Annotated in this window: 22 protein-coding genes and 1 pseudogene; 14 read left to right on the top strand and 9 right to left on the bottom strand. The window is 68.0% G+C overall.

Going from position 1 to position 22,427, the window contains the following annotated elements:
- Window positions 1-18: 18 nt before the first annotated feature.
- Complete coding sequence (locus tag KY469_14620; protein ID MBW3664331.1) at window positions 19-948, bottom strand: MaoC family dehydratase N-terminal domain-containing protein; 930 nt, start codon at window positions 946-948, stop codon at window positions 19-21.
- A gap of 177 nt (window positions 949-1,125) precedes the next feature.
- Between KY469_14620 and KY469_14615 the strand changes: the two genes are divergently transcribed.
- The 14 genes and pseudogenes from KY469_14615 (at window position 1,126) to KY469_14550 (ending at window position 16,864) form a co-directional block, all read left to right on the top strand.
- Complete coding sequence (locus tag KY469_14615) at window positions 1,126-2,310, top strand: lipid-transfer protein (GenBank protein ID MBW3664330.1); 1,185 nt, start codon at window positions 1,126-1,128, stop codon at window positions 2,308-2,310.
- A complete protein-coding gene (locus KY469_14610) occupies window positions 2,307-3,455 on the top strand; it encodes an acyl-CoA dehydrogenase family protein (GenBank protein MBW3664329.1) in 1,149 nt (382 codons plus the stop codon). Before KY469_14615 ends, KY469_14610 begins: the two co-directional genes overlap by 4 nt.
- A 123-nt stretch (window positions 3,456-3,578) precedes the next feature.
- Window positions 3,579-4,553 carry a hypothetical protein gene (locus KY469_14605; GenBank protein MBW3664328.1) on the top strand — a complete coding sequence of 325 codons (975 nt, stop codon included), beginning with the start codon at window positions 3,579-3,581 and terminating at the stop codon, window positions 4,551-4,553.
- Between the two features lie 24 nt (window positions 4,554-4,577).
- Window positions 4,578-5,429, top strand: a complete 852-nt coding sequence (locus KY469_14600; protein ID MBW3664327.1) for a branched-chain amino acid ABC transporter permease — start codon at window positions 4,578-4,580, stop codon at window positions 5,427-5,429.
- Entirely contained in the window at window positions 5,429-6,487 is a 1,059-nt protein-coding gene (locus KY469_14595) for a branched-chain amino acid ABC transporter permease (protein ID MBW3664326.1), read from the top strand. Before KY469_14600 ends, KY469_14595 begins: the two co-directional genes overlap by 1 nt.
- Window position 6,488: 1 nt before the next feature.
- Window positions 6,489-6,800: a hypothetical protein gene (locus tag KY469_14590; GenBank protein MBW3664325.1), complete on the top strand. Its 312-nt coding sequence runs from the start codon at window positions 6,489-6,491 to the stop codon at window positions 6,798-6,800.
- Complete coding sequence (locus tag KY469_14585) at window positions 6,797-7,624, top strand: ATP-binding cassette domain-containing protein (protein ID MBW3664324.1); 828 nt, start codon at window positions 6,797-6,799, stop codon at window positions 7,622-7,624. Before KY469_14590 ends, KY469_14585 begins: the two co-directional genes overlap by 4 nt.
- 2 nt (window positions 7,625-7,626) lie before the next feature.
- Window positions 7,627-8,361 (top strand): ABC transporter ATP-binding protein, encoded by a 735-nt coding sequence (locus KY469_14580; GenBank protein MBW3664323.1) that lies wholly within the window; start codon window positions 7,627-7,629, stop codon window positions 8,359-8,361.
- Between the two features lie 454 nt (window positions 8,362-8,815).
- Window positions 8,816-9,907 carry an ABC transporter substrate-binding protein gene (locus KY469_14575; protein MBW3664322.1) on the top strand — a complete coding sequence of 364 codons (1,092 nt, stop codon included), beginning with the start codon at window positions 8,816-8,818 and terminating at the stop codon, window positions 9,905-9,907.
- 107 nt (window positions 9,908-10,014) lie between these two features.
- Window positions 10,015-10,698, top strand: a complete 684-nt coding sequence (locus tag KY469_14570) for a TetR/AcrR family transcriptional regulator (GenBank protein ID MBW3664321.1) — start codon at window positions 10,015-10,017, stop codon at window positions 10,696-10,698.
- A 475-nt stretch (window positions 10,699-11,173) separates the two neighbouring features.
- On the top strand, window positions 11,174-13,459 hold the full coding sequence (locus KY469_14565) for a hypothetical protein (protein ID MBW3664320.1): 2,286 nt from the start codon (window positions 11,174-11,176) through the stop codon (window positions 13,457-13,459).
- A 185-nt stretch (window positions 13,460-13,644) separates the two neighbouring features.
- Window positions 13,645-14,214 (top strand): annotated as a pseudogene (locus KY469_14560) (CocE/NonD family hydrolase).
- A gap of 294 nt (window positions 14,215-14,508) precedes the next feature.
- Window positions 14,509-16,083 carry an AMP-binding protein gene (locus KY469_14555; protein MBW3664319.1) on the top strand — a complete coding sequence of 525 codons (1,575 nt, stop codon included), beginning with the start codon at window positions 14,509-14,511 and terminating at the stop codon, window positions 16,081-16,083.
- A 1-nt stretch (window position 16,084) separates the two neighbouring features.
- On the top strand, window positions 16,085-16,864 hold the full coding sequence (locus tag KY469_14550; GenBank protein ID MBW3664318.1) for an SDR family oxidoreductase: 780 nt from the start codon (window positions 16,085-16,087) through the stop codon (window positions 16,862-16,864).
- Window positions 16,865-16,876: 12 nt separating this feature from the next.
- On the opposite strand, the gene KY469_14545 is transcribed toward KY469_14550, so the two are convergent.
- The 8 genes from KY469_14545 to KY469_14510 are packed head-to-tail and all read right to left on the bottom strand — an operon-like array spanning window position 16,877 to window position 22,422.
- A complete protein-coding gene (locus KY469_14545; GenBank protein MBW3664317.1) occupies window positions 16,877-17,677 on the bottom strand; it encodes an enoyl-CoA hydratase/isomerase family protein in 801 nt (266 codons plus the stop codon).
- Window positions 17,674-18,114: an ester cyclase gene (locus tag KY469_14540; GenBank protein MBW3664316.1), complete on the bottom strand. Its 441-nt coding sequence runs from the start codon at window positions 18,112-18,114 to the stop codon at window positions 17,674-17,676. Before KY469_14540 ends, KY469_14545 begins: the two co-directional genes overlap by 4 nt.
- A gap of 14 nt (window positions 18,115-18,128) precedes the next feature.
- Window positions 18,129-18,575, bottom strand: a complete 447-nt coding sequence (locus tag KY469_14535) for a hypothetical protein (GenBank protein ID MBW3664315.1) — start codon at window positions 18,573-18,575, stop codon at window positions 18,129-18,131.
- Window positions 18,565-19,107: a MaoC family dehydratase N-terminal domain-containing protein gene (locus KY469_14530; GenBank protein ID MBW3664314.1), complete on the bottom strand. Its 543-nt coding sequence runs from the start codon at window positions 19,105-19,107 to the stop codon at window positions 18,565-18,567. Before KY469_14530 ends, KY469_14535 begins: the two co-directional genes overlap by 11 nt.
- Window positions 19,104-19,289: a hypothetical protein gene (locus tag KY469_14525; protein MBW3664313.1), complete on the bottom strand. Its 186-nt coding sequence runs from the start codon at window positions 19,287-19,289 to the stop codon at window positions 19,104-19,106. Before KY469_14525 ends, KY469_14530 begins: the two co-directional genes overlap by 4 nt.
- A gap of 19 nt (window positions 19,290-19,308) precedes the next feature.
- Entirely contained in the window at window positions 19,309-20,703 is a 1,395-nt protein-coding gene (locus tag KY469_14520) for an AMP-binding protein (protein ID MBW3664312.1), read from the bottom strand.
- Window positions 20,700-21,524 carry a hypothetical protein gene (locus tag KY469_14515; protein ID MBW3664311.1) on the bottom strand — a complete coding sequence of 275 codons (825 nt, stop codon included), beginning with the start codon at window positions 21,522-21,524 and terminating at the stop codon, window positions 20,700-20,702. Before KY469_14515 ends, KY469_14520 begins: the two co-directional genes overlap by 4 nt.
- Window positions 21,514-22,422 (bottom strand): hypothetical protein, encoded by a 909-nt coding sequence (locus KY469_14510; protein ID MBW3664310.1) that lies wholly within the window; start codon window positions 22,420-22,422, stop codon window positions 21,514-21,516. The genes KY469_14515 and KY469_14510 overlap by 11 nt, the downstream gene beginning before the upstream one ends.
- Between the last annotated feature and the right edge of the window lie 5 nt (window positions 22,423-22,427).

Raw genomic sequence — 22,427 nt, 5'->3', positions numbered from 1 at the left:
GTTCCGAGTCGGGCATGTTCAGCGCAGTGCTACCGATGCGTTCGACAGCACGGGTGTCCCTCGTTCGGTGGTCGTGGCGTGGACGACGATGCGATCCGCCTCTCGCCACATCTCCGTGACGATGGTCTCGCCGGGGTAGACGACACCGGCGAAGCGGACCTGGTAGGACGCGACACGGGTCACGTCGCCGTCGAGCAGCTCATCGACGACCGCTTTGCACACCGCGCCATAGGTACACAAGCCATGCAGGATCGGTCGATCGAACCCCGCTTTCGCGGCGTAGGACGGGTCGGCGTGGAGCGGGTTCTTGTCGCCGGTCAAGCGGTAGAGCAGAGCCTGGTGCTCCAACGTCGAGGACCTCACGACCGCGTCCGGCTGTCGCTTCGGCACGTCTTCGACAGCCTTGGGCCCCGTCTCCCCACCGAACCCGCCCTCACCCCTCGCGAAGATCGAGAAGCGGTTGGTGAACAGCGGACCGTCGGAGTCCGAACTCTGCATCTCGAGCAAGAGCAGCGCAGCGCTGCCTTTGTCGTAGACCGCGGAGACCCTGGAGGTGCTCCGGACCCTTCCGGAGATGGGGAGCGGTCGATGCAGCTCGAGGTGATGCTCGCCGTGGAGGACCCGCGACAGGGCGATATCGATGCCATCGACGACGTTGATGTCGGCAACGGCCTCCAGGATGGTGACGACGGCGAACGAGGGCAGGACCTTGAGGTCGCGCTCATAGATGTACGCAAGTTCCTTGGCGTCTGTGGCTCGACCGGGACCGACCCCCGCCCCAACCCCTAAGTGGTACAGGATCACGTCGTCTGGGTCCCAACTGGACTCGGACGTCAGCACACTGGCGGCCATCGCGGCGACAGGGTCGATCGACACGTCAGGCTCGGGTCGTGTCTGGCGCGGTCGGCCGCCCGCGGCGCTGGTCGTTCCTTGGAGATCCGCCACCATCTGGATCGGCGACCACGACCCGCCCCACCTGACGCTCGAAGAGCACTTCCGCCACTCCCCACTTGGAAGACCTACGACGGTACTATAGGCTATAGCTTGGTACCGTACAAGTAGTAGTTGTCAAGACTCGGGGGCGCGCAACCTCCGAGGCGGATCCCTCAACGGAGGAGCCGACGGATGACCCGTGCCGTCTACGTCGCTGGTGTCGGCATGACGAAGTTCGAGAAACCCGGAACCAGTGCGTGGGACTACCCCGACATGGTCCGGGTAGCCAGCGAGCGAGCCTTGGAGGACGCCGGCGTCCGGTACACCGACGTCGAGGCTGTCCACGTCGGTTACGTGTACGGCCCGTCGACCGCGGGACAGCGCGCGATCTACGAACTTGGCCACACTGGCGTGCCGATCACCAACGTGAACAACAACTGTGCCACAGGATCGACCGCCCTGTGGCTGGCGCGCCAGGCGGTGGCCGGAGGCCTCGTCGATGTAGCGCTGGCGGTCGGGTTCGAGAAGATGCAGCGAGGCTCGCTCTCCCTCGACGCGCACGACCGCGCCTCTCCACTGGACCGGCACGTCTCACGATTGCACGAGTTGCACGATCCGACCGACGCCCCGATGGCCCCGCAGATGTGGGCCCGAGCTGCGGATGACCACATGCGCCGGTACGGCACGACGGTGGAACAGTTCGCCATGGTCGCCGAGAAGAACCACCGACACTCCGCGAACAACCCCTATGCCCAGTTCCAGGACGTCTACACGCTCGAACAGATCCTCACCGCCCCGATGGTGGACGCGCCGCTGACCAGGCTGCAGTGCTCCCCCACGTCCGACGGCTCGGCTGCGGCGGTGCTGATGAGCGAGGACGCCCTCTCGCGGTTCGACTGCGACGACCGGGCGGTCCACATCGCGGGGCAGGGGATGGCCACGGACCTGGCATCGTCCTATGAGGGCGATGCGATAAAGGTCGTTGGCGCAGACCTTTCCGCCACGGCTGCTCGCCGCGCCTACGAACAAGCCGGCTTCGACGTACTGGATGCGCAGGTCATCGAGTTGCACGACTGCTTCTCACCCAACGAGATCATCACCTACGAGGCGCTGGGCCTGTGCGGCGAGGGCGAAGGCGGCAAGCTCATCGAGGCAGGCGAGACCAGCTACGGAGGACGCTGGGTTGTCAACCCCTCAGGCGGGCTCATCTCCAAGGGGCATCCGCTTGGCGCCACGGGTCTCGCTCAGTGCGCCGAGCTGACCTGGCAGCTACGTGGCGAGGCCGAAGCACGCCAGGTCGACGGTGCGACTCGAGCCGTCCAGCACAACATCGGTCTCGGGGGCGCCGCCGTGGTGACCCTCTACGAGAAGGTCTGAGCATGCTGGCTCGCGACCTCTTCGAGGAGGAGCACCACCTGTACCGCGAAAGCGTGCGCGCGTTCCTCGCCAAGGAGGTCGTGCCCCACCATGCCGCATGGGAAGAGGCGGGGGTGGTCGACCGCGCGGTCTTCGAACGTGCCGGGGCCGAGGGCCACCTGTGCCACAGCGTCGAGCCGACGTACGGTGGAGCCGGCGTCGACGACTTCCGGTTCCCTGCGATCCTCGCCGAAGAGCAGTCCTGGTCGCTGGCAACCGGGCCCTTCTTCTCTCTGCATAGCGACATCGTCGCGCCCTACATCCAGAAGCTCGGTACCGCCGAACAGAAGCAGCGCTGGCTTCCCGGCATGGTGGCAGGCACGCTCATCGGTGCGATCGCGATGACCGAGCCCGGTGCCGGCAGCGACCTGGCTGGCATCGCTACGCGTGCCGTGCGTGACGGCGACCACTACGTGCTGAACGGCTCCAAGACCTTCACCTCTAACGGTCAACTGGCAGATGTCGTGATCGTGGTCGCCAGGACCTCCGGCGACCGCCACCGCGGCCTCACCTTGCTCGTGGTGGAGGACGGCATGTCGGGGTTCGCCCGGGGACGCAACCTCGACAAGATCGGCATGAAGGCACAGGACACTTCGGAGCTGTTCTTCGACGACGTGCGTGTGCCCGTGACCGACCGGCTCGGGGAGGAGGGTCGCGGCTTCTACTACCTGGTCGAGAACCTCTCCCAGGAGCGGCTCGTTCTGGCGATCAATGCGCTCGGTGCCATCCGGCGTGCGTTCGAACTGACCCTGACGTACGTCACCCAGCGCACCGCGTTCGGGCAGACGATCGGCAGCTTCCAGAACACCCGGTTCCGGCTGGCGGAGATCGCCACGGAGATGCAGATCGCACAGGTCTTCGTGGACCGCTGTGTCGCGGCACACCTCGACGGTGAGCTGACCGCCGAGCAGGCCGCGATGGCCAAGTGGTGGACCACCGAGCTGCAGCTGCACACGGTCAACACGGGCGTTCAGCTGCACGGCGGCTACGGGTTCATGGGCGAGTACCCCATCGCCAAGCTCTACGTGGACAGTCGCGCTCAGACCATCTATGGCGGCGCCACCGAGATCATGAAGGAGCTGATCGGGCGCTCGCTCGGACTGTGAACCTCGAAACCTCTTGCGGTACTACAATCTCTCGATTAGTATCCCGCCTGGTTCCGTCAGGAGGGACAGGGTGCGTGGGCTCGCGGTGACCGACAAGTCCGCAGCGCGGAACAGGTACTGACGATGCGGCCGCTTGTGCACGCGGCGCTCGGCGCTGCACTGGCGGTCGGAGGTGTCATCACGGTCGCTTCGGTGCCCGGCTTGGCTCAAGAGAACGTCACGGTGTCCCAAGAAGGATGGGCATGGCGCCTGGAGGACGAACGCGCCCCCTCGCTCTCGCCGCTCAGCGGTATCCAGGAGGATCAGCTACCGGTCTCGTGGACGGCTCAGCCAGACAAGGTCGCCTACATCGGCGTCGTGCTGCCTCCGTCGAGCGGCGCGGCACCGGTATCCCGGCTCGACCTTTCGTTAGGCATCGATCCTGAGGCCCAGAACCTCAACGTGGACCAGGCGCACCTGATCGCGTGCGTGGTGACCGGGACTTGGGAACCTGGGGCGCCGATGGCGTGGCAGGACCGCCCTCAGGACGACTGCGGCGGCACCGCGGTACCGGGCATCCTGGAGGTCGAGGCGAACCGCTTCTACTTCGACCTGACGCCACTGGTGTCGGATCTCGCTGCGGCGGAAGCGCACGGCCTGGTCATCGCTCCCGACCCGGAGGCCGGTGCGACCAGCTACCAGGTCGTGTTCCGCTCGGCGTTGCGCGACGGCGCCACGTTCGCCTACGACGCGAGCCCAGCGCCGCCCGACCCGCCGCCGTCAGCACCGCCCCCACAAGCCAGCGTGACTCCCAGCCCCAGCCCCACCGCTGCCGTTGAGCCTTTGCCGACGTTCGCGCCAGCACCGCCACCCCGTCAGCCTGGGCCAGCGCCGGAGCTAGCCGCCCCGCTCGTCGCGGAGCCCAGCCCTGGAGTCCAGCCGCGGCCCTCCGGACCCGAGACCACCGTCTCTGCGGCGGCTCCCGAGACGTCGGACACACGAACGGTGTCGTTGTCCGGGGTCTACCTCGCACTGGCGGGGGTGGGATCGCTGGGCCTGATGGGACGGGCGGGAGGAGCCGTCCTGGAGCTCATCCGCAGCCGCGAGGAGTTCCTGTGAACCGAACAGCGCAGGGAGGCTGACGTGCGCTCCGTGTTGACGAACGGGCTGGTGATCGGCGCGATCTACGGGCTGGTCGCGGTCGGGTTGGCACTGGTGTTCAAGAAGTCACGCACGCTGCACTTCGCGAACGCCGAGACCGGGATGATCGGTGCGTTCCTCGCCTACACGCTCGCAACGGAGCGAGGCTGGCCCTACTTCACCGCCGCGATGGTCGGCGTCGCCGCCGCGGGGGTGATCGGAGGCGCCACGCTGCTGGTTCTGGCCAAGCGCCGACACGAGCCGTTGACCATGCTGATCGGCACGCTGGCGGTTGCCGGCGTACTGCTATTCGTCGGGCTGGAGATCTGGGGGCCGACTCCCTACTTCGCTCCGGCACCGCTTGCCGATCTCCGCCTAGACGTATTGGGATTGAGCTTCGTCGGGCCACGGTTGCTCGTGCTTGTGACCCTAGTGGTGCTCGCGGTGTTGTTCGTACCGCTGTTCCGCTACACGCGGGCGGGTCTGCTGTTCCGCGCCAGCGCGACCGACGCGTACGCCGCGGAGCTGATGGGCGTCAACGTCCTACTGGTCGACCTTGTGACCTGGACGGTCGCCGGCGCGCTGGCCGGACTGGCCGCCGTGCTGGTGGCTCCACTCGTCAGCTTCCACGTCTTCTTCATGACACTGCTCGCCATCCGTGGCTTCGCCGCGGCGCTACTGGCAGGGATGAGCAACGTCGCGGGCAGCCTCGGGGCCGGCGTGGCGCTGGGGATGGCCGAGTCCGCCCTGACCCAGATCACGAACCAACCGGGCCTGCCTGAGGCGGTTCTCGTCGTGGTCATCGTTGCCGTCCTGACCCTACGACCCACGCAACTCGCCGGACGGACGGTCTGATGACCGCAGACACCAGCACAACCGAGCGGCCGCCCCGCACAGCTGCATCCCCCGTGGGATGGGCGACGACCAGACGGGTTGCCGGCCTCACGGCGCCGCTGTTAGTCGCAGCGGCTCTGGTTCTGCTAACTCGCCTGTTCGGCAGCTTCGGCAACGCCGTTATCATCACGGCCGGGATCACCATGCTCGTCGCCTCTGGCCTGCACGCGCTGGTCCACTGGACCGGTCAGGTGTCGGTGGCACAGGTTGCCTTCGTCGGCATCGGCGCGTTCGTGACCGCCCGCGTAAACGCTGACGTCGGGTTGCCGCTCCCGCTCGCGGTGCTCGCCGGAATGGCAGCCGCCGTCCTGGCCAGCCTGGCGATCGGCCTACCGGCCCTGCGCATCCGCGGCTTCGCGCTAGCGATCACCACGCTGGCATTCGGCTTCGCCGCCGATCGCTGGTTGTTCGTCCAACCGTGGCTGGTGCCATCCAGCGCTGGCGTGCCCCTGGCCGACTTCTCGTTCCTCGGCTTCGACATACGCGACAGCAACGCCTTCGTCGTTCCCGTGATCCTGCTCGTGGTGGCCGTCAGCGCGGCCACCCGACGGCTGGGCGCATCGGCCATCGGTGAGGCCAGCCGGCTCGTGGCTCACGACGAGGAGGTTGCCGCCTCCTACGGCATCAACGTCGGCGCGCACAAGCTGTTCGCGTTCCTGTTCGCGGGCGCCACCGCGGGACTGGCGGGCGGCATCACCGTTCTGGCGATCGGCCAAGCCGGACCCGCGGTCTTCCCGCCCGGCCACTCGATCCTCTACCTGTCGGCGGTCCTGCTCGGTGGTCGTGGACCCGTGTGGGGCTCGCTCCTCGCCGCCGCGGCTCTGGGCGCCGTGCCGATCCTGCTCGGTGATCTGGGGCGGATCGTGGGCCTGCTGGGTCCGCTGGGGATCCTGCTGGTCGTCCTCGTGGAACCGCGCGGCATCAACGGGCAGCTGCACGCCATCAGCCAGCTGATCCGACGCCTAACACACCACCGAACGTCCGCCACAGACACACGCGTATCCACAGAGGAGGTCTGACATGCCCCCACGCAAAGCCCTGGGCTGGATCGTGATCGCCGCCGGACTCGCCACCATCGCAGGGGGTTGGGTAGGCGTTCAGTCCACGCCGGTGGTCGCCGTCCAGCTCGCCTACCTCGCCAGCGGCGGGATCGGCGGGATCGCGCTGGTGATGATCGGCACGAGCATGCACAGCTATGACGACACGCGCGCCATGCGTGAGGCACTGGAGGAGCTCCGTGACCGCTTCGACGACATCGAGGACGATGTGGTCGCGATCCGCGAGGCACTCGATGAGCCGACACCGGACCCGCGAGTGAAGGGGGTCGCGTGACCCCCAACCGCAGCGGACGACCAAGCCGTGCTCACGACCGTGGGCGAGGATCCATCCTGCAGCTGGCTGACGTCACCGTGCAGTTCGGTGTCGTCCGTGCGCTGGACAGCGTCAGTCTTCACGTACCAAGGCGCGGCTTCGTGGGCCTCATCGGCCCCAACGGAGCGGGCAAGACCACCCTGTTCAACGTCGTCAGCGGCTTCGTGCATCCCGACCGGGGCCGCGTCCGCCTGGCGGGCCGTCGTATCAACGCCTGGCCCCCGGACCGGCGGGCCCGGGCCGGCCTCGGCCGCACGTTCCAGAACGTCGGCCTGGACAAGCTCGCCACCGTCGACGAGAACCTCCGGATCGCGCAAGACGTGGGCTGGCTGGGCGAGGAACTGGTGGGCCTCCTGACACCCACCGCCCGACACAGCGAAGCACGAGACCGGGAGGAGCGCCTCGGCGTGATCGAGTTGCTCGAGCTCACCGACCTCTTGGGTGCGTCCGTCCGAGACCTGCCTACCGGAACCGCCAAGCTGGTCGAGCTGGGATGCGTGCTCCTGCGCCGCCCCCGACTGCTACTGCTCGACGAACCCTCCTCCGGCGTCGGACCCGAGGAAACCGCGCAGCTTGGCCAGGCGCTGCGCACCATCCACGCCGAGAGGGACCTGGCGATCCTGCTTATCGAGCACGACATGGGACTCGCCATGAACGTGGTCGACCATCTCTACGTCCTCAACTTCGGAACCGTGCTCGCGGAAGGTCCCCCAGAGGCGATCCGCAACGACGAGCGCGTGATCGAGTCGTACCTGGGAACGACCGCCACGGAAGCCTCGCAGTGACACTGCTCGACGCCACCATCAAAACCAGCGGCTACGGCAGCGTCGCCGTCCTGACCGACCTATCCCTGCATGTGGGGCAGGGGGAACTGATCGCGGTCCTCGGGGCCAACGGTGCCGGCAAGACGACCCTGCTGCGCACGATCTCGGGTGTGCTCGTGCGTTCCGATGCCGAGATCCACTTCGACGGTGCGGACATGTCCAGCACCAGCGCCTACCGCCGCGTCCGTGCGGGGCTGGTCCACGTGCCGGAAGGCCGGCACATCTTCGGCGACCTGACGGTGGAGGAGAACCTGCGGATGGGCGCGTACGCACGCCGGCGCAACGACGACCATCCAGCCTCCTTCGGTGAGGTCTTCGAGCTCTTCCCCGTGCTCGCGGAACGACGCCATCAGATAGCCGCAGCCCTGTCGGGCGGGCAGCAGCAGATGCTCGCGATCGGTAGAGGGCTCATGGCGCAACCGCGGCTGCTGATGGTCGACGAAGCCTCGTTGGGGTTGGCGCCGGTGCTGGTGGAGCAGGTCTTCGACGCTTTGACCGAGATCCGGCACAGGGGCACCTCCGTGCTCATGGTCGAACAGAACGCCCGCGCGGCACTCCGCGTCGCGGATCGCGCCTACATACTCGAACGCGGACGCGTCGCCCTGGAGGGAACCGCCGCCAACCTCAGCGAAGACCAGCGGATCGCGGCTCTCTATCTGGGCGGTCACGCCGGAACGACTCCCGCAACGGACACCTGATGTGAGGACAGCCATGAACATCATCGCCACTCGCGAGCACGTCACACGCCGTCCGTTCCCCGTCACGACGTTGTCGATCGGGGTCGTCCTGACGTTGACCCTCTCCGCCTGCGCCGGCTCGGTGGGCAAGTACCGCAACGCCGGCATCAGCGTCACCGACGGCCAAGCCGCCGCCCCGGACGTCGGAGACGTCAACCAGCTTGCGGTACCAAGCGCACCGACGGAGACGGCCACGGAATCCGGGGCAACGGCGCTAACAGAACCCGGCAGGACCGCGCCCCCCCTGGCGAACACCAGCGCGCCGGGCTCGCAACCAGGCTCCGCAGCACAGCCAGGAGGTAGCAACGCTGGGCCCGCCCCTACCAGCGGGGACAGCGAGGAGGGCCGCGGCGCTGAGGAGAGCCCAGCTCCGGAACAACCTCCACCATCCCAGGAACAGGTCCGAGAGGTAGGCGTGACGCCAGGCCAGGTGACGCTCGGGCTCTTCTACCCCAAGACCGGTGCCTACGCGACCTACGCCCGTAACGCCGAACTCGTGGTACAGGCCGCCTTCAACGAGGTCAATGAGAGAGGTGGTATCCACGGCCGCAAACTCGCGGTCAAGTCCTATGACGACGGCACCGGAGACGCCGGCACCATCCGAGCCAACGAGCGTCGCGCCCGCGACGAGACCTTCGCGTTCCTCTCCCTGATCAGCCAGAGCAACGAGATCCTGGCGGGGTTTGTGGAACAGGACCGGGTGCCCTTCGTAGCAGGGAACATCTCCGGCGAGCAGGCCAGGCAGCTGCGGTACACGTTCACACCCTTCCCGTACTGGACCACCCAGGCGCGCATCCTCCCAGGCTTCATCAAGAACCACCTGCGTGCCGGTGACCGGACCATCGCGGTGGTGTTCGAGACCTCCGGCCCGGCTCAAGATGCCAAGGAAGTCTTCAAAGCCACGGCCGCGGAACAGGGCCTCGAGGTTGTCTTCGAGCAACCCATCGATCGAAACCAGGCGACCTGCGCCAACGAAGTGAACAACCTGCAATCACGCAACGTAGGTGTGGTGTTCGTCATGGCGGGCCCCATCGGGGCATCGTGCATGCTGCGCGACGGCCGAACGCTCGGCTACGACCCCATCTGGACCGGGGTGGGGGCCAGCTGGAACCTCGACATCACCGCCACGGCCACCGGCGGCGCCGCCGACGGCATCGAGACGCTCGGGGTAGCGCCCACTCTCGAGACACCGGTGGGCCGGGAGTTCGCCCAGGTCATGCAGAAGCACTACCCGGACTCCGGGGCCGAGACGGAAGACGCGATGGTGTTGATCTACGTGATGACGCAGTTCTACATCGAGGCGCTGGAACAGACCGGGCAGAGCCTGACGAGGGAGACGTTCGTGTCCGCGATCGAAACCAAGATGAACGGCTGGCAGACCCCCTACGTGCCACCGCCGAGGTTCGGCCCCGGAGATCGCTCGGGCGCCGACGCAGTCAGCGTAACCAGATGCTGCGTGGATGGCCGCTGGGTTACACCGGATCCTGGCTGGAGGACGAGCTTCTGAACCGGCGACGACTAGGTCCAACACCGAGAGCCACCCGCGGGGTCGTCCGAGACGGGCGAAGTAGGCGGTACCTTAGTTCCTAATCCGATACCACGGAGCTTCTCCCCATGTCTGATCTCGCCACCGACCTCGCCCCGCGAATGCCGCCGCCGGCACCGATAGCAGCCGGTCCCTTCACCGAGCGCCAAGAGGAGATACTCACGGGGCTGGAAACCATCATCCTTAAAGAGGGATTCCGGCACCTCACGGTAGGAGATCTCGCCGAGCGGTTGCGGTGCTCACGGCGCACCCTCTACGAACTCGCAGACAGCAAAGACGAACTGGTCCTGCTCGTGCTCGATCGGCTCCTGCAGCGCATGGGCAAACGCGCTCATGAGCAGCTGCGAGAACTGGATGACCCCATCGAGCGTGTGCAGGCGTTCATGGGCGTCGCGATCGCGGAGATCCGTTCCGTCAGCGTGTCCTTCGCCGAAGACATCGAGAACCACGGACCGGCACGTCGTCTCTTCAACGCCCACTACGAGTTCGCCGCCACGGTGCTCAGTGGCGTCATCCAGGAGGGGATCGACAGAGGCGTGTTCCGCCCGGTCCATCCGTACCTCGTCGCGCAGACGCTGGATGCAGGCCTCGCCCGCCTCCAGCATCCGCGCGTCCTACGCAGCCTGGCCACCTCCGAGGCCAACGCGTTCGAAGAGCTGACCTCGATCATCCTGCACGGCATCACGACCGCCCCTGACACACGCGGCGACGGCAATGGCCGCCGCCGCAGATCCAAGCGCGCGGAGACGTGACGACGTCCCAGGGCTGAACCCCAACCGTTCCGTGAAGACCTCCGCAACCGGAGCTCGGAGTCCAACCCATCCCGCCCACGGCGTTGCTGCTCCGCGTGAACGCGCTGCTGCGTGGGTGGGCCGGTAGCGGTAGCGGGACACAGTGCTGGTCGAGGTCATGAGCAAGCTCGTGCCCTCGATCCAACAGCCCAGCAGCATGAGAATCCTCGCGACTCTACGGAACCCAGGGAACCCAGACTCTCTAACCGAACCCGCGGTGGCTCATGCGCGTGCCGTACTGGGATGCCCACGCACCGTGCCGTTCACTCGCTATTGCACCCCGAAGGTTGTAGACGATTGACGGTACCAGCGTCTATAGTCTAGTATCGTCGTCGAGAAATCCTGGGAGAGCCTGACACCGGAGGGTGGGATGCACGCTCGAGTTCTGGTGAGCGGCGGCACGCGGCATTTGGGCTGGGGGCTCGTGGTCTCGTCGATGCTGGCTGTTGCGGTGCCGGTAGTGGCCGCGGCGGCGGAGGGCGGCGCCACCCCCGGCGGGGTGGCGCTCGAGGTGCTGTCGTCGCGTGCCGATCTCGTGTCCGGGGGTGACGCGCTGGTGGCGGTACGAGGGCCAGCGAGAGCCGGTGATGTCGTGGTGGAGGTGGCGGGAAGACAGGTGCCGGTCCGGGCGCTGCCGGACGGGCGGCCGACAGCCCTGGTGGACGGCCTGCCGCTTGGGACCAGCACGATCACGGCGAGGCTGGGGGACGGGCGCGGGGCAGCGCTGGAGGTTGTCAACCATCCCGTGGAGGGTCCGATCTTCTCCGGCCCGCACCTTGAACCGTTTCTGTGCTCCACCCTCGAGGCAGGCCTGGGTGAGGCCACCGACGAGGACTGCTCCGCCCCGACGACGTTCGATTTCTTCTACCGGTCGACGGTGACCGGCAGCTTCGAGCCGCTCGAGGACCCGGCGGACCCGCCCTCGGATGTCGCGACGACCACCACCGACGAGAGCCACACCCTGCCCTACATCGTCCGCCGCGAACGCGGGGTGATCGACCGGGCGATCTACGACATCGCCGTGCTATATGACCCACAGCAGCCCGACTGGTCGCCGTGGATCGATCAGCGTGGCTGGAACGGCAAGCTCTACTGGAAGCACGGAGGCAACGGCTATCCCGACCACCGCCAGCTCCTGCCGGCGGACGTGCTGGACCACCGGGCGCTGTCGCGTGGCTGGGCGGTCGCCTCGACCTCCTTCAGCATCCTGGGCAACAACTTCAATACCGTTACATCCGCAGAGTCCACCGCCATGGTCAAAGAGCACCTCACCGAGTCCTACGGGGTGCCGCGCTTCACGGTCGGGATCGGCTGCTCGGGCGGCTCGGTGAACGTGCACCAGATCGCCGAGTCGTACCCGGGCCTGTACGACGGGATCCTGCCCTATTGCAGCTTCCCGGACGACTGGTCCCCGGTGCAGCAGTACATCGACTGCGACCTGCTCGAACGCTACATGGACCGTCGATCGCCTCACCTGTGGGCCGACCACCACGCCCGCAATGCCGTCATGGGCGAGGTTCTGCCGACCGTCTGCTCGGCGTGGGCGGAGGTCTTCGCGTTCGGGTGGCAGCTCTTCGACCCGAGGTTCGGCTGTGTCGGCGGTGACCTCCCGGACTCGTGGGGGATGGAGTTCGCGGACCGACCCGTCGCCGAGCAACCGGACTGGGTATACGACCCGAACACCAACCCAGACGGGGTTCGCTGCACCGTGCAGGACTTCATGAGCAACGTCTACGGCAACGAGCGTGCCGATGGGTTCGCGGGCCGGCCCTACGACAACATCGGCGTGCAGTACGGGCTTGGTGCGCTGGAGGATGGGGCCATCACGGTCGAGCAATTCGTGGATATGAACGAGAAGATTGGCGGATTCGACATCGACTACCGGCATATCACCGAACGCACCGCAGCCGACCCAGAGGCGCTCCGCATCGCCTACCAGGCAGGACGCGTCACCCACGGATCCCGGGGGCTGTCCGAGACCGCGATCATCGACTTCCGTGTGTGGTCGCCGGCCGAGGTGCACAGTGACTATCACTCCTTCACGATGCGGGAGCGCCTGGTCCGTGCCAACGGCCACGCCGACAACCACGTCATCGTGCGTGCTGCTGGAGCCGGCTTCACCCCGACCGATCAGACCACCGACTACGTCTTTGGTCAGATGGATCGGTGGCTGACCAACGTCGAAGCAGACACCAGCGACGCCCCAAAGGCGGTGAGGATCGCCCGCGCCCGCTCCGAGGATCTGGTCGACGTGTGCTTCCCCGACGGCAACATCGCGGGCCAGGGGGTCACGGATCCCGAGACGTGTCGAACAGCGATGCCATACGGCGCCAGCCCCCGGATCGTGTCCGGCGCGCCGGCCACCAACGACGTGCTCAAGTGCCAGCTCGAGCCCCTGGACCGCGGCGACTACGACGTCACGTTCACGGATGCCCAGTGGGCCAGGATGCAGGCCGCGTTCCCGGACGGGGTGTGCGACTACAACAAGCCGGGGGTCAGCCAGCAGCCGCCGATCGGCACCTGGCCGACGTTCAACGACGGACCCGGGGGCCGTCCGCTGGGTCCGGCCCCGACCTCCACCCCGCTGGGGGCTGCAAGGGTCGCAGCCTCCACCGAGGCCGCCAGTCAGCCCCTGCCCACCACGGGCGCGTCCGGCTCTGCCCTCGCCGCCGCCCTGCTGCTTTTGGCCGGCCCCTCCGTTCGCGAGCGCCGCAGGCGGTGACCGTTGGGAGTAGGCATGCTGCGTGATCGACGACCGATGAACCTCCTCGCCAGCGTGCTGGCGCTGCTCGTGCTCGGAAGCAGCGGCGCGGCACACGCCACAGCGCCTGCCTACGGTGTCAAGACCGACAGCCCGGTGTACATCACGACCCGCGACGGCACTCAGCTTCGCGCGACCATCTACCGGCCGGACGCGTCGGGACACTTCTCGAGTACGGTCCCTACGGACAGGGCGAGGGCTTCCACTCCAACGCGTCGCTGAACACGGCCCGAGCGGTCGAACTGGTCGAGCGCGGTTACGCAGTGCTGGAGGTCAGCGTGCGCGGTTCCGGCTGCTCGCAGGGCTACCTCGACCCGCTGTCGGCGACCGAGGCAAGGGACGGCTACGACGTCATCGAGTGGGCCGCAGCGCAACCATGGAGCGATGGCACGGTCGCGATGTACGGGCTCTCGTACGTCGGCATGGTCCAGTACTTCGTCGCGGCCCTGCACCCGCCGCACCTTGTGACGATCATGCCCATGCAGACCCACGGCGACGCTTACCGAGACATCCTCTATCCGGGCGGGATCGATCCCGTCGCCCGCGTGAACACCTACATGCCGCTCAACGCGCCCGCGACCAACACGCTCCACTACGGGGAGGCGTTCCCGTCTCACGTGCTAGTGCCCATCGTGCCATCCGCACCCAGCATCGGAGTCGAGCCGCCGGACTGCGGGGCGCAAGCAGGCCTGTTCTGCGATAACCCAGCGGTCTGATCGAGGTAGCGGCCCTGCACGGTGATGTACCAGTCATGGTCTAGTTCGGCGTGTCGATGGCCCCATCACCGATCGTGACCTAGGACTTCGATCGAGCATCTATGCGTATAGTACGCAGGCATCGGTGAGGCGGTGGATCATGGAGTTCGGGTACTCCGCGTGACGACATCGCGAACTCGAACTGAGGTGTCCTCCTCGACCAGGTCTGACGGTCGATCTCCTTACGCGGCTCGGCCGTGGCGCGACGCGTACCCCGATCACGTCAGTGATCCTCTCGCCGTGCGATACCGGACCATGCTCGATGCGTGGTACGACAGGGTGGACCGTTTCTCCGAGCGTGCCTGCATCCACTACTTCGACCACACCCTGAGCTTCGCGGATGTGGAGCGGCACTCGGACGCCCTCGCTTCGTCGCTGCGGGCCGGCAACCTCGAGGCCGGGGCGCGCATCGGGATCTACCTCCAGAACGACCCGCAGTGGGCGATCGCTCTGCTGGCCGCCTGGAAGGTAGGTGCCATCCCGGTTGCGCTCAACCCGATGCTGAAGCGTGACGAACTCGCCTACCACCTCAACGACAGTGGCGCATCGGTGCTGGTGTGCCTGACGAGCCTCTACCACGACGTGGTCGCGGACGTCATCGAGGACACGCCGGTCACCCGCGTCATCACCACGCATCCCTCCGACGTGCTCCCACACCCGCTGCCGGACGTAGTGTCACGCAGCGTCGGTCCGAAGCAGCCGTGCCCGGACACGGACGACCTCGGGGTGATCCTCGAGGCTGGCACGGTCATCAGGCCGCTGCGACCGTCGCCGGATGACGTCGCGGTCCTCACGTACACGTCCGGCACGACCGGTCCCCCCAAGGGCGCCATGAACCTCCAGAGCGGTATGGCGTACACCGCGCAGGTCTACGCCAGCTGGTTCCAGCTCGACCACCGCGACGTCGTGCTCGGCGTGGCGCCGCTGTTCCACATCACGGGCCTGGTGGCGCACCTGGCGGTCAGTTGGGTGACGGGCGCCCCGCTGGTGCTCTTCCACCGCTTCGACCCAGAGGAGGCGCTGCGCCTCACCGAACGGTGGCGCGCTTCGTTCGTCGTGGGTTCCATCACGGTTTTCATCGCGCTCATGGATGACCCGGGACTCGCCGACCGCGACCTGTCGAGCATGACCAAGGTCGCCTCGGGTGGCGCTCCGGTCAGTCCTGCGATCGTCGAGCGGTTCGAGCGGCTCACGGGTGCGTACATCCACAACATCTACGGACTGACCGAGACGACCTCACCCAGCCACCTGACCCCGCTGGCTGTCCGCGGACCCGTCGACCCGGGTACGGGGGCGCTCAGCGTGGGGCTCCCGGTGCCCGGCGCTGCGGTCACGGTCATCGACGTCGAAGGAGAGGACGAGGTTCCGGTCGGGGAGATCGGTGAGCTGGTCATCTCCGGACCGATGGTTGTCCCGGGCTACTGGGAGAAGCCGGAGGAGTCGGCACGAGCGCTGCCCGCCGGTCGCCTCCACACCGGCGACGTCGGGTTCATGGATGCGGACGGCTGGTTCTTCATCGTGGACCGAAAGAAGGACCTGATCAACGCGGGCGGCTACAAGGTCTGGCCGCGCGACGTCGAGGACGTGCTCTACCAGCACCCGGCCGTCCGTGAGACCGCGGTCGTCGGCGTCCCGGACGACTACCGGGGCGAGACCGTCAAGGCGTTCGTTTCGCTGATGGAAGGGGCAGCTGTCACGCCGGAGGAGCTGATCGCGTTCTGCCGTGAACGGATGGCGGCCTACAAGTACCCGCGGTTGGTCGAGATCCTGGACGAGCTCCCCAAGACCCCGACGGGCAAGTTCCTCCGTCGCGAGCTGCGGGAGGTGTGACGTGCGTCTGCAGGGCGAGGTCGCAGTCGTCACGGGGGCAGGGCGCGGCATCGGGCGGGCCATCGCGGTGCGGTGCGCGGAGGAGGGCGCCGACGTGGTGCTCGCTGCTCGGTCGGCCGACGAGCTGGATACCGTCGCGGCAGAGGTGCGGGCGTTGGGCCGGCGCGCGCTGCCCATCCCGACCGACGTGCGCTCCGTCGATGCGGTTGAGGCGATGGCGGCCCGTGCGCTGGAGGAGTTCGGCAGCGTCGACATCCTCGTCGCCAACAGCGGCGTCGGTGGGCCCAGCGCGCCGCTGTGGCAGATCGCGCCGGAGGACTGGGAGGCCACGTTCGCCGTCAACGTGACCGGCACCTACCTGTGCTGCCGCGCCGTCCTCCCAGCCATGATCGAACGGGGTCGCGGCAGCATCGCGATCATCGGGTCGATGTCGGGCAAGCGGCCCCTGCTGCATCGCAGCGCCTACGCCGCGAGCAAGATGGCGCTCGTGGGGCTCACTCGGACCCTGGCGCTGGAGGCCGGTCCGTACGGCGTGCGGATCAACCTGCTCTCTCCGGGTGCCGTCGAGGGAGACAGGATGGCGTGGGTGCTGGAGCAGCAGGCAGGCGCGCGTGACATCACGCCCGGCGAGGTGCGGCGCGAGTTCGAGGCCGAGGCGCCGCTGCGGCGGCTGGTGCAGCCGGGGGACGTGGCCGACGCGGTGGTGTTCCTGTGTTCCCAGGAGGCGTCCGCCATCACGGGGGCGGACCTCAACGTCACCAGCGGCGTGGTGACGTACTGACGACGCGCTCTCTCACGTCGTGAACCTCGGCGAGCGCCCCTCGCGGAAGGCGGCTTTGGCCTCCTCCATGGCGCCGGTCATCGTCCCCAGGATCTGCGTGCGGTCCTCGAGATCGATGGCCGCCTGGAGGCTGGTGATCTCGAGGTTGGACCACATCACCTCCTTCGTCATCCAGATGCCGAACCGGCTGTGGCTCGCGATGGTCGTCGCCAGTTCGAGCGCGTGGGGGAGGAGGGCATCGGAAGCGACGACGCGCGACACCAGACCGACGCGGTCGGCCTCGTCGGCATCCACGGTCCTTCCCGTCAGCATCATCTCGAACGCACGGGTCGATCCGATCGCGCGGGGCAGCAGGTAGCTGATCCCGATGTCGCAGCCGGAGAGCCCGACCTTCACGTTGGCGACGGTGAACGTCGCCGACGGTGATGCGATGCGGATGTCGGAGCCGAGTGCCAAGGCGAGGCCACCACCGGCTGCGGGACCGTTCACGGCCGCGATGACCGGTTGCGGTAGTCGACGCAGGTGGGTGATGAGCGTGGCGATGTGCTGCTGCTCCACCATCCCGTAGCTGACCCGATCGAGTCCCTCGGCGTGGGGTGGTGTCCCAGCGTCGATGAGGTCGAAGCCGGCGCAGAAACCGCGCCCCGCCCCCGTGAGCACGATGGCACGGCAGTCGCGATCGGTCGCGAGCACGTCGAGGGCGGTGTGCAGGTCGCCGACGAGTTCGTGGGACAGGGCGTTGAGTCGATCGGGACGGTCGAGGGTGAGCTGGGCGATGCCCCGTGTGGGTCGGGTAACGGTGACGGTCGTCACGTGGTCCCTCCTCTGGCTGTCAGGCTGCCTGCCTGTCGCAGCGCCCCGAGCAGATCGAAGAGCACCCACGCCTCCGTGATGCGCTCGTCGGCGACCGCGTAGATGCCGAGCCCGTTGATCGCGAAGGCGCCGCCGGTGGGAGCGATGCCGAACAGCTCGCCGGTGTGGCGTCCGCGGAGGATCATCCTGGCGGTGACCCGGCTGTTGCACGCGAACGCGTCGACGATCTCGATCTGCATGTCGCCGAGCGCGGCCCGGATCTGCTTCGCGGCCTCGGTCGCAGACCCACGGCCGTGACGCGTCTCGGCGACTCCGGCGAGGTCGTGGCGCACGAAGTCCAGAGCGAGGCACTCGCGGGCCTGCTCGTCCTCGCGGCCCTGGTTCACGAGGTCGACCGCGCGTCGCAGCAGCGCGACCGCTTCGTCGTCGGTGGTCATGGCGGGGAGATCCTTCAGGACGGCAGGTTGACGGTGGCGGTCCCGACCGCGGTCCGGCGCTCGGGGTCGGACTCGAGCCACACGTCGACGGTGACGGTCGCGGCGTCGAGGTCGACCTCCGACACGGTGCCGCGGCACGTGATGGTGTCGCCGGCACGGCTGAAGTCGACCATCCGGAACGGGCCGAGCTGCCGCAGCCGCGTCCGCAAGCCGCCCCACGCCAGCAGCGTCCGCTCCATCATGGCCATCACGAACATCACGTTGGCGTAGGCCGTCGGGGCGCCGGTCGCCCGCGCGATCTCGGGGTCGTGGTGCATGGGAGCGAAGTCGCGGTTCGCTCCCGCGATCATGGCCAGCTTCTGGACCGACAGCTCGAGCGACGACGGGGTGACCTCGTCGCCGACGGTGACGTCACCGATGGTGAGCTGGTGATCCCAGGTGGTGTGGCTGTCAGTCGCCATCGGTCGGCCCCGGGTCGTAGCGGAACACGGTCGTGCGGTCCACGGCGATCGTGTCGCCGTCCTGGTTGCGGTAGGTCACCTCGAAGGTCATGAACGCGCCCTCGCCGACCCGGGTCGTCTTGCGCGTCACATCCGCGAGCTTCCACGTGCTCGAGATCAGGTCGCCGGGACGCATCGGGGCGTGGAACTCGACGGCGGTGTCGGTGGCCATCATCGAGGTTCCCGGTGCAGGCACGGCGCCGTAGGGGAAGGGAGGGATGACGGGGTGGTCGATCGCAGGTGCGCCGGGCTCCCAGTACGCGGGCATGGCGAACGTCATGTACATCGAGTACGGGGCGACGATCCCGGGCCAGCCAGCGTCCTGCGCGACGTCATCGTCGTAGAACAGTGGGCAGTCCCACTCCAGCGCCTCGAGCTGGCGCCGGATCATCGCGCGGTTCACGGGGTCGGCGCCCATCTGGTGGGCGAACTCCTCACCGACCATCGCCTCGGCGTCCTCCCACGTGCCGGGCGTGAGGTGCAGGTCGATCATCGCTCGTCCTCCACGCCGGCGTCGAGGTCGTAGAGCATGTAGTGCGCCAGGGAGCGGATCTCGGCGGCACGGGCCTCGAGGTCGCGGTGGCCCGACGTCTCCAGTTCCTTGCCGAGCTGCCAGATCGTGCGCGCCTTCTCCAGCGCTTCGTGCCGATCCATCTTGTGCGTGTCGTCGGTCATGATCCTGTTCCTCCCGGCCTCAGCCGGCGTCGCCGGTGGCGAGCCCGGTGTGACGGTCGTCGGTCCAGCGCCGCGCCTTCTCGTCGGGGCTGAGGAAGTGCGGCAGCTCATCGGGCGCGACGTGGTGGACCCGGAACGTGATGTTGGTCGAGTCCTTCAGCTCACGGGTCAGCGCGTCCGCGAACTCCTCGCCGGACACGTCGACGCCAGCCTTCAGCGAGAAGCGCAGTTCCATCTCGTCCCGACCCTTCTCCCCGATGTAGGCGCGCGCCTGGAACTCGTCGATCTCGGGATGCGCGAACAGCAGCGCGTCGATGTCGGGCGGCCAGATGTTCTGGCCCTTGACCTTCAGCATCTGGTCCACGCGGCCGATCGTGCCAGCCTCTGCGGCGTCGTACTGGCGCCCGCAAGGGCAGCGGTTCCAGCGGTAGTACGTGACGCGGTCGCCGGTGCGGAAGCGCATGATCGGAGAGGCCTCCTTGTCGAGGTGCGTGATGATCAGCTCGCCCGGTTCGCCCTCGGCGACGTGCTCACCGGTGGCAGGATCGAGGACCTCGTAGAGGATGGTCCACTCGAACAGGTGGTTGTTCCCACGCTCGCCGTCGACCACGGCGCCGTACTCGCAGCAGGAGGCGCCGTAGGCGGCGTTGGTCTGGGTCGAGCCGTACTCCTCGATGATCCGTGCGCCCCACGTCTGCTCCATCCGGCCGACCCACTCGACCGGCCAGCTCTCCGCGCTCGTCATGATGAACTTCAGGTCCGGGAACGCCGTCCTCGGGTCCATGCCGAGGTCGTCGCAGAGCTGCGCCATGCCGTTGAGGGCGCTCGGCATGGCGTACATCGCGTTGACGCCGAACGTCTCCATGAACCTCAGCCGCTCCTCGAACCCCATGTGCGCGACGAGGTAGGGGAGGCGGCCGACCGCACGGATCCCCCGCAGCATGGTGTACAGCGATGCCGAGTTGGACGCTGGGATGTGGAAGACAGCGCTGTCGGTCCGGGAGAGGCCTCCCCATGCCCATCCGATGGCGGTCATCTGGCCGCGCAGGTGGGCGTCGAGCACCGTCTGGCCGTGGATCTCCTGGCCCTTGCCCGAGGTCCCCGAGGTCAGAGTGACCTCGAAGACCTCCGTCTCGGGCACCCCGAGGCGGAGGCCGAACGGCGCATGCGCCTCCTGGTCGGCGAGGTAGTCCTGCTTGGTCGTGAATGGCAGCCTCCGGACGTCCTCCCGTGTCCGGATGTCGTCGGGGGTGACGCCCGCCCGGTCCCACCGCTCGCGGTAGAACCGGTTGGTGGCGTACAGGCGCTCCACCTGGCGACGGAGCTTGCGGGTCTGGAGCGCCTCGATCTCCTCTCGATCCAGCAGCTCCACCCGGGGAAGGAAGACGTGCTTGGGCAAGTCGCGGCTGGTCACGGTGACGCCTCCTCGGTGGGCGTTCCTCTGAGTGTTCCATGGCTGTCGATGCGGCGGAGGGTGTCGAGCTCCCGCGGTGTCGGTGCGGGGAGCGGCTCGGCTCCTTCCACGTCCAGTTCGAAGCCGGTGGCCGCCACGACCTGCTCGACCGCGACGCCCGGCTGCAGGTGGCGCAGACGCATGCGGCGTCCGGGGGCGGGGAAGTCGAAGATGCCCTGCGGACTGAGTACGTACGTGGGCCCGGAGCCGCGCAGGCCGACCGCCGCGCGACCCTCGGGACCACCGGAGGCGTGTCCGACGCAGCTGACGTAGTCACACGCCTCGACGAACGTGCCCGGATCGTGTCGGTTGACGTACACGTGCCACGTGCGGACGTACTCGCACATCGTCGTGGTTCCGAGCGCGCCCGGGCCGCGGAACCGCATCCGCCCGTCGTCGCCGCGCAGCCCGATCAGGTTGCTGTTGCCGTACGCGTCGACCTGCAGCGCCCCGCCGACGAACACGTTGGCCCGCCGGTGGATGCCCTCGAGGTTCTGGTAGTGGCGGGTGTAGATCTCGGCGCCGTAGCTGCCGCGGAAGTCGACGGCGTCGTGGAGGCGGTCGGGCAGCTCGCGTCCCCAGAAGTTCTGCAGCGACAGTCCCATCAGCAGGCGCATGTTGGGCCGTCCGAGCCGGTGGGCGAGCAGGCCGGCGTACGCCACCACCGGCAGGCCGGAGGCGAGCCCGACGCGGTCGCCGTCCTCGAAGCTCCGCGAGAGGAAGCAGGCGAGGACCTCGAGGGGCGAGGCTTCGGCGGTCGGAACGGCGACGTCAGCGCTCACGGAGCCCCTCGAGTCGCTGCTCGCCGAGATGCTCGAGGTAGTCGGCGTGAGCGCCGTGCGCGAGGACCTCGTGCTGCAGCCAGCTCTCCCACGCGTCATCATCTGCGCGCACGGCCGCGACGTAGTCGGCCAGGTAGGGCTCGTCGACGACGTACGCGCCGGGGGAGGCGGCGGGATGCGCCCCGTAGGGCGTCTCGACGACGACATCGGCGGTCGCGATGTTGGTGCGCTCGGGGCGCTGGCGGATGACCTCGTTGGGCACGACGCGGTCGACCTGCACGATCGTGACCTGTGAAGCACGGTGCAGCAGGTCGTCGGAGAAGCCGTGCCCGGTCGGCTGGACGTTGCCGAACTCGTCGGCGGTGGCCGCGTGCAGCAGGGCGACGTCGGGTGCGATCGCGGGGACCGCGAGGACAGGCCCGGAACCGAAGGGGTCCTCGATGACCTTCAGGTCGGGGTTGAGGTCGGGGATCGAGGTCCCCATCCCCGCGCGCCAGGGGATGAACGGCACCCCGAACGCCGCCGCGTGCAGCGCGAGGTACAGCGCGCCTTCGTCGGTCTCCCACACCTCGATCGAGCCGTCCACGGCTGCGCGGCGGAACCACGGGCCGATCGCCGTGACCGGTGCCGCTCCGACTCCTCCGGCCGCGACGCGCCGAACGCAGCCGGCACCGATGAGCAGGTCCACGTCGAGGCTCGCCATGGCACCGCCGACCACCGTCAGGTCCTTCACGCCCCGCCGCACCAGCGCCCGGATCAGGCTGTACGGGCGGCTGCTCGTGTGCAGGCCGCCGATCGCGATGGTCATGCCGTCCTCGATGCGGGCGACCGCCTCTTCGGCCGTCGCCAGGACCGAGGTACGGGCAGAGCCCTCGTCCTCGCCAGCGATCGGTGTCACGGCCG

It is taken from the genome of Actinomycetota bacterium, from assembly GCA_019347575.1.
Classification (GTDB): domain Bacteria; phylum Actinomycetota; class Nitriliruptoria; order Nitriliruptorales; family Nitriliruptoraceae; genus JAHWKY01.
The sequence above is the reverse complement of the archived record's forward strand: the minus strand, read 5'-3'. Positions and strand labels throughout refer to the sequence as shown.